A 7,500-nucleotide genomic window follows, 5' to 3' on the forward strand; every position below is an offset into this window, starting at 1 on the left:
CCGCATAGCTGTTCGCTCCCGTCAGCGTCAGCGTGCCGCTGCCCGTCTTGGTGAGACCGCCTGCCCCCGAAATCACGCCACCCAGCGTTGCGCTGCCACCGGTCTGGTCGAAGTCAACCGTGCCCGTGACCGCCACCGCATTGGCGATGGTGAGGCCATCCGCATAGATGACCTTGGTGCCATCGGCGGCACTCACAGCCCCCGTGCCGAGCGCGGTATCGCTTGTCAGGGAAAGCCCGCCGCTGCTGAGTGTGGTGCCACCCGCATAGCTGTTCGCTCCCGTCAGCGTCAGCGTGCCGCTGCCTGTCTTGGTGAGACCACCCGATCCCGAAATCACGCCGCCAAGCGTTGCGCTGCCACCAGTCTGGTCGAAGCCAACCGTGCCGGTGACCGCCACCGCATTGGCGACCGTCAGGCCATCCGCATAGATGACCGCGGTGCCATCGGCGGCACTTACATCCCCCGTGCCGAGCGCGGTGTCCGTCGTCAGGGAGAGCCCGCCGCTGCTCAGCGTCGTGCCACCCGCATAGCTGTTCGCTCCCGTCAGCGTCAGCGTGCCGCTGCCCGTCTTGGTGATTTCACCCGATCCTGAAATCACACCGCCAAGCGTTGCGCTGCCACCGGTTTGATCGAAGCTGACCGTGCCGGTCACCGCCACCGCATTGGCGATGGTAAGGCCATCCGCATAGATGACCTTGGTGCCATCGGCAGCACTCACAGCCCCCGTGCCGAGCGCGGTATCGCTCGTCAGGGAAAGCCCGCCGCTGCTCAGCGTGGTGCCACCCGCATAGCTGTTCGCTCCCGTCAGCGTCAGCGTGCCGCTGCCCGTCTTGGCTATTCCGCCTGCCCCTGAAATCACGCCACCAAGCGTTGCGCTGCCACCGGTCTGGTCGAGGCCAACCGTTCCGGTGACCGCCACCGCATTGGCGACCGTCAGGCCATCCGCATAGATGACCTCGGTGCCATCGGCAGCACTAACTGCCCCCGTGCCGAGCGCAGTGTCGGAATTCAGAGCCAGGCCACCGCCGCTGAGGGTCGTGCCGCCGGTGTAGGTGTTGGCGCCCGAGAGGGTCAGAGTGCCGCCACTAGTCTTTACGAGACTGCCATTTCCGGAAACCACCCCGCTCTGCTCACCGTTGCCGCTGTTCATCTTGAAGGTGACGGCGCCGCTGAGCGTTATCGCATTGGCAATAGTCACATTCTGATAGGTCAGGCTGGTGCCGTTGGAAGCGGTAAGCCCGCCCGTGCCGAGCGCCCCCGCGTTGCCCAGGGTTAGCGATCCGCCAGTGAGGCTCGTGCCGCCGGTGTAGCTGTTGGCAACGGCCAGCCTGAGCGAACCGGTGCCGCTCTTGGTCAACGAGCCGCTGCCGGTCGCAATTGCGGAAGTAACGGCAGTATCGCCCATGCCCGTGAAAGTGAGGTTGTGGTTGCCGCCGATTCCTCCGCTTAAGGTCAGCAAACCGCCATCTGCAGCGATGGTCGAGTTTCCAACCAGCGTCACTGAACCGCTCAGCGTGCTCGCACCGCCTGTGCCATGCAACGCGCCGATGCCCCCATCACCCACGCCGGAGATAGTGACGCTTTCTGCCGTCAACACCCCCGCGAGTTCCAGCGTCGCGCCGGACTGCACAACCGTGCCCCCACTGGTCGAACCGAGCGCATTGTTGTGAGCGGCGACCAGCGTGCCTGCGGCAACCGTGGTCACCCCGGTATAAGTGTTGTTGCCGGTGAGCGTCAGCTTGCCCGCACCGGTCTTGTTGACGGCGAGAGTGTTTGTGCCAGTGTTGCTGATAATGCCACCAAAAGCAGCCTGTAGGTTCGACTGATTGAGCGTGACCGAGCCAGAAGAAGCACCGTTGAGCGCAAGCCCGTTCGAAACCGTCACGCCTGCCCTGAAGTCGATAGTAGTGCCGGCGCTCGCGGTCACAGAGCCGGTGCCCAATACGCGCGAGCCGCCGAGGCTCAATGTTCCGCTAGTGAGCTGGACGACACCTGTATATGAACTGTCCCCGCCCGTAAGTGCGAGCGTGCCAGTACCAGTCTTCGTCAGCGATGCGTTCCCGTAAAGCGTACCGGATACTTCGGTCGTCTTTCCCGCAGCGGTTTCGATTGTACCGGCAGTAGACAGCTCAATGTTGCGGGCCATCGTGACGCTGTCATTGACAACCAGCTTTGCTCCGGAGCCGTTGAAGGTCAGCTTTCCAGAAGAATTTCCGAGCGCCCCGTCGTTGGTGATAACCAGCGTGCCACCGGTGATCGTCCATGGCGTTGCCTGGGTCGTAGTGCCGGTCAGCGTGAAGGTCGACGTGCCCGCCTTTTCAAAGCTCCCAAAGCGTTGGATATCCGTACCAATTCCCGAGACATTGAAACTGGTACTCGTAGTGCCGCCGAGCCGGAATGTGTCGTCTTTTCCCTCGTCACCGACGATAGCACCGACCACGGTGCTACCGGCCCGATATTCGAACACATTGTTGCCGCCCGTGAAATAGACCGCTTTGGCACGCACAGTGCCATCGGCATTCAACCCGCCTCTGATGGTGCCCGAGTTGATTATGGTAAGGTTCGCTCCACCAGCACCGAAACCGCCGCGCCCCTGCAGCCCACCCACAGAGCCTCCAGCGCCTCCATTGCCGCCAGTCACAGTCGCATTGTTTTGGAAAGTCACACCCGAGGTTGCGAAGAAAATTCCATATCCGCCGTCACCACCTTGTGCGCCACGCCCTGAATTGCCACCGCGCCCCCCATTACCGCCGGTTTTCGAGGTATTTAAAACAACAGTGCCCGCCGCACCGGTGTAATATTGACCATAGCCGCCGGCACCACCACCGCCACCGCCACCCTCGAAATGCCCTCCACTGGAATTGCCTCCGTCCCCCCCATTGCCGCCAACGCCGCTGGTCGTGCCATGAGCGCCACCACCACCACCGCCTGCGCCAGCTTCACCCGACGAACCTCCGCCGTTCCCGCCGTTCCCTCCGTCACCCGTACCTCCGGCACCGCCGGCACCGCCACCGTTTCCGCCGGCACCACCAGCGCCTCCCCCGGCACCACCGCCGCCGCCGCCGGCACCATAGGTGCCATCGCCGCCGTTGCCACCATTTTGCCCGATGCCTCCAGTGCCGGGAGTACCTAGGGCAGCATTCGTAGACGCCCCCGACAACCCACCAAACCCCGCGGCATCTCCTTGAGGATCCTCTGCGAGGACTGGCACGCTGACGGTCAGCGCCAAGGCAGAAACCCCTGTCACAAGAGCGGCGCGCTGAAGTGCATAGAGCTTTCGGCTTTCCGAATTAAACCCGCCTGCTTTGCGCCCAACCATGACAGCCATTGAATTTACCTTTTGAGAACAACAATTCTTACAATTTTCGCAAAGTAAGATGCATGCATGCTTCTCACTGCCCCCCGGACCTGTCCATAAGGACTAGTCCTGAGGCTCGCCGGTTCGTTCTATGCTATTCACAGCTCGGGAATTGAGCGCAGATGCATCCAACAAGGAGCAATTCTTGCTCGCCAATATTATGATAAGGGCTTTGCAGTTCCGTTTGGACGGAAGACATGTTCAGCTGCAACGGCCTCGGCGCCGGGCAAGCTTCAGGCGAGGACAGCCCGCAAAAGCAGACCACTTGGCGTGAATAAGGCGATCATTTTCGCGGAAATCTCGCGGCATGGAGACAATGAGAGGGCGCGGAGGCTCTCGGATGGATGGAGGTATTCCGGAGGTCAGGGCCCGGCTGCCGAATGCCCGCAATGGTGCGGGATCGCGTTCGGATCCAGCAATGGCAAGGAGCCACCAATTCGGAAGCAATATGTGCTCTGGAGCTGCGCCCATGCCCCTCGAACGCAAACCGCCCACTTTCCTCTGGCGGCTCAGGTTTCGGTCCGATCCCGCACCGGGCAGGCCAGCGCAAACGGCCCAACCGCATAGAGATCATGCTCGCTGCCACCGTACCCCTCGGCCATGAAACACGATGGGGCTGGAGCCTGACGGTGCACCGAAGTTGCTTCAGGCAGCGCGAGCGACAGGTCGCTCTCCTGTCAGGTCAGCCCTTCGTCAAGACGCGCCCAGAGGGCTGTCGCGACCGGCCCCGGAGCCTGATCCCTGCGACGGATCGCGAAGATTTCGGATCGGCGCGGCGGGAAGCCCTCGACCGCCAGCGCGACCAGCGCTCTGGCCGCAAGATCGGCCTGGATCAGATGGTCCGGCATCCCGCCCCAGCCCTGACCCGCCAGAATGACCTGCCGCTTGGCGTGGAAGTCTGACACCGTCCATTTGCGCCCGCCGGGCAGCAGATCGCGGCTCTGGCTGTCCTCCGGCCCGTTGGTTCCGGCGACGATAATCTGCGGGATGGCCTGCATCCGGGAAACCGACAGCATCTCCGGCCCCAGTTCCGCAGCCATCCGGCTGCAGGCCACCGGACGGATGATGACCTCGGCCAGACGGCGGGTCTCGACCTCATCCACTGGCACACCATCAAGGGTCGCGATGGCCAGATCGGCGCGGCCCTGCATCAGCCGGGCAATCGGGCCGCCCATCATTTCGGTCGACAGGCGCAGATGCGTCGCGGGAAACTCCTGCCCGATCGCCGACAGCACCGGCAGCAGAGGCTCCAGCGGCAGGGTTGCAGTGATGGCGAGGCGCAGTTCCGGCTCTTCGCGCGCCCGAAGCCGCGCGGCGGTCGCCCCGAGATCGCGCATCTGGACCAGAACCCGGCTGGCCTCGCGGTAGAACACGCGGCCCTCGGCAGTCAGCTGCGGGCGATAGCTGTCGCGTGAGAAGAGCGTCAGCTCCAGCTCCTCCTCCAACTGACGGATGGTGTGGCTGATCGCGCTTTGCGATTTGTTCAGCCGCTCTGCCGCCCCGCGAAAGGTGCCGGTGGTGACGATGGCCTCAAGGGCGAGGAGCTGGTCATGTTTCATAATGATCCAAAAATCAGATCGTTTAGATGAGAACTCGATATTATCATCAAATCATGACTCGGGCTAGCCAGAGGCACCACGCAAAGCTCGGAGACCCGACCATGAAACTCTACTACAAGCCCGGCGCCTGTTCGCTGGCCAGCCATATCGCGCTTTATGAAACGGGCACCGATTTCGCGGTCGAGGCCGTCGATACCGATGCGGGCCGCACCGAGACCGGCGCCGATTTCCGGGCGATCAACCCCAAGGGCTATGTGCCCGCGCTGCAACTTGCGGGTGGCGAGGTGCTGACGGAAGGCGCCGCCGTGCTGCAATGGATCGCAGACCGGCATCCGGGCGCGGGCCTTGCGCCAGAGGCCGGAAGTCTTGAGCGCGCCCGGTTGCAAGAGGCGTTGAACTGGATTTCCTCCGAACTGCACAAGGCTTTCGGCCCGCTTTTCCGCCCCAGCGCGACGGAGGAGGAGAGCGCCCGTGCCCGCCTTCAAGTGGCGGCAAAATTCGACCGCGCCGAGGCGCTGCTGAAAGAGGACCGCGACTGGCTGGTGGCCGGGCGCTTTTCGGTCGCCGATGCCTATCTGTTCGCTGTCGTGAACTGGGCGAATTTCACCGGCATCGACCTTGCCCGCTGGCCTGCCCTGGCCGCCCATGGCGCACGGGTGGCAGCGCGGGCCTCGGCGCAGAAAGCCCTGAAAGCCGAGGGGCTGATCCAATGACCCCCGCCGATTACGCTGAAATCTCTACACTGATGCAGCGCTATTTCGAAGGGCTGCATCAGGCCGACAGCGCCATGCTTCGCAAGGTTTTCCACCCGCAGCTTGCCTATGCCTGTGCGACCGAGGGCGACCCGCTTTACCTTGACCTCGACAGCTATATGGCCCGCATCGATGCCCGCGAACCACCCGCGAAACGCGGGGACCCGAGAGATGAGGCGGTGCTGGAAATCGCCTTCGGCAGCGACCGCCTTGCCCGCGTCACCGCGCGGATGAGCATGATGGGCCGCGGTTATCTCGATTTTCTGACCCTGGTGCCGCACGAGGGCGAATGGCGCATCGTCACCAAGGTTTTCACCTATTTGCCCCGGAAGGACTGAGACATGCCCTATGTGAATATCAAGATCACCCGCGAAGGCGGACCCGAAGGCAAAGGCCCCTCTGCCGAGGAAAAGACCCGGCTGATCGCGGGGGTCACCGAGCTTCTTCAGACGGTGCTGGACAAGGACCCGGCGACCATTTTCGTCGTGATCGACGAAGTGGCGCTGGAGAACTGGGGGATTGGTGGCCTGTCGGTGCCGGAATACCGGGCGCAGCAATGAGAACCCGGCTGACGGAACGCTTCGGCCTGTCGCTGCCGGTGATCCAGGCCCCCATGGCCTTCGTCGCCGGCGGCGCGCTGGCGGCCGCCGTCTCGCGGGCCGGTGGACTGGGGCTGATCGGCGGTGGCTATGGCGATGCCGCATGGATCGAGGCGCAGTTCGATATCGCCGGCGATGTGCCGGTCGGCTGCGGTTTCATCTCTTTCGCCCTGCAAGAGCGGCCCTTGCTGCTGGATCAGGCGCTGGCGCGACAACCGAAGGCGCTGTTTTTGTCCTTTGCCGATCCGGCCCCCTGGCTGGGCAGGGCGCGCGCGGCGGGTGTTCCGGTTATCTCTCAGGTCCAGACCTTTCGCGATGCCTGCCATGCGCTGGATCTGGGAGTGGATGTCGTGGTGGCCCAGGGTGGCGATGCAGGGGGCCACGGGCAGAGCCGGGGCACCATGGCCTTCGTGCCCGAGGTGGCGGATGAGATCGCCCGGCGGGGCAGCACCACGCTTCTTTGCGCGGCGGGCGGCATCGCCGATGCGCGCGGCGTTCTCGCGGCGCTGGCGCTTGGGGCAGACGGGGCGGTGATCGGCACCAGGTTCTGGGCCGCACAGGAGGCGCTTGTCGATCAGCGGCTGGTCGGGCCAACGCTGGCCCATGGCGGCGATGACACCCTCCGCACCCGTGTTGTTGATACAGTCCGCCGGATCGACTGGCCCGGACGCTATTCCGGACGGGTGCTGCGCAGCGCCTTTGTCGAGCGCTGGCATGGGGACGAGGCCGGGCTACAGCAGGACCTGCCAGCACAGGAACAGCGCTGGCAAGCCGCTGTCGCGGAGGCGGATATGTCGGTGCTGGCCCCGTTCGTGGGCGAAGCCATCGGCCTGGTGCAAGCCCGCCAAAGCGCTGCGGAGGTGATCGCGTCGATTGGAGCCGATCTTCAGAGAGGCTTCCGCCATGCCCCGGATGCCGCAGGCGATAGTTGATTTCTCTGTCGCTTCATAACGATGCGGCAGAGGCTGGCACCATGACGGGCACATATGCGCCTTTGATCCGCGCGGACTGGAGGGGCATCGTCCGGTCTGGTGACAGGCGCTATTCTGGTGCTGGCACCAGATCCTCGACGGTGATGCCGGTCTTGCCCGCCCGGATCCGCAGATCCAGCCCGCTGCCCTCTGGCCAGGCGATATTGGCGATCTGTGCCATATCCTTCAGATCGTAAACGCCGAGCCTTGGCCCGGCCTTATACCGGTGGCGGCGCAGCAGATGGGTCTCGTCGACATCGA

Annotated in this window: 8 protein-coding genes (1 of these 8 only partly in view); 5 read left to right on the forward strand and 3 right to left on the reverse strand. The window is 63.9% G+C overall.

All coding sequences use genetic code 11. The annotated features are described in order from the left end of the window. The coding region (locus D2V17_RS19070) for a beta strand repeat-containing protein (protein WP_191229306.1) at nt 1-2,608 on the reverse strand (2,608 nt) is incomplete at its 3' end. 192 nt (nt 2,609-2,800) lie between these two features. On the opposite strand from D2V17_RS19070, the gene D2V17_RS21050 reads away from it, so the two are divergent. Next, entirely contained in the window at nt 2,801-3,133 is a 333-nt protein-coding gene (locus tag D2V17_RS21050; RefSeq protein ID WP_147367472.1) for a hypothetical protein, read from the forward strand. A 902-nt stretch (nt 3,134-4,035) separates the two neighbouring features. Here the strand turns inward: D2V17_RS21050 and D2V17_RS19080 are convergent. Continuing rightward, complete coding sequence (locus D2V17_RS19080) at nt 4,036-4,917, reverse strand: LysR family transcriptional regulator (protein ID WP_119594741.1); 882 nt, start codon at nt 4,915-4,917, stop codon at nt 4,036-4,038. 101 nt (nt 4,918-5,018) lie between these two features. Between D2V17_RS19080 and gstA the strand changes: the two genes are divergently transcribed. From gstA to D2V17_RS19100, 4 genes are read left to right on the forward strand one after another with little or no spacing between them, the layout of a single operon-like run. Then, nucleotides 5,019-5,630 (forward strand): glutathione transferase GstA, encoded by a 612-nt coding sequence (gstA, locus tag D2V17_RS19085; protein WP_119594742.1) that lies wholly within the window; start codon nt 5,019-5,021, stop codon nt 5,628-5,630. Further along, a complete protein-coding gene (locus D2V17_RS19090; RefSeq protein WP_119594743.1) occupies nt 5,627-6,007 on the forward strand; it encodes a nuclear transport factor 2 family protein in 381 nt (126 codons plus the stop codon). Before gstA ends, D2V17_RS19090 begins: the two co-directional genes overlap by 4 nt. A 3-nt stretch (nt 6,008-6,010) precedes the next feature. Next, nucleotides 6,011-6,229: a tautomerase family protein gene (locus tag D2V17_RS19095; protein WP_119594744.1), complete on the forward strand. Its 219-nt coding sequence runs from the start codon at nt 6,011-6,013 to the stop codon at nt 6,227-6,229. Continuing rightward, a complete protein-coding gene (locus D2V17_RS19100; RefSeq protein WP_119594745.1) occupies nt 6,226-7,200 on the forward strand; it encodes an NAD(P)H-dependent flavin oxidoreductase in 975 nt (324 codons plus the stop codon). The genes D2V17_RS19095 and D2V17_RS19100 overlap by 4 nt, the downstream gene beginning before the upstream one ends. A 109-nt stretch (nt 7,201-7,309) precedes the next feature. On the opposite strand, the gene D2V17_RS19105 is transcribed toward D2V17_RS19100, so the two are convergent. Then, nucleotides 7,310-7,500: the 3' portion of a hypothetical protein gene (locus tag D2V17_RS19105; RefSeq protein WP_147367474.1), read on the reverse strand. It continues 670 nt past the right edge of the window; only the last 191 of its 861 coding nucleotides appear in the window; its start codon lies beyond the right edge, outside the window — the gene reads right to left on this strand; it ends in the stop codon at nt 7,310-7,312.

Source organism: Aurantiacibacter xanthus, from assembly GCF_003584015.1.
GTDB lineage: Bacteria > Pseudomonadota > Alphaproteobacteria > Sphingomonadales > Sphingomonadaceae > Alteraurantiacibacter > Alteraurantiacibacter xanthus.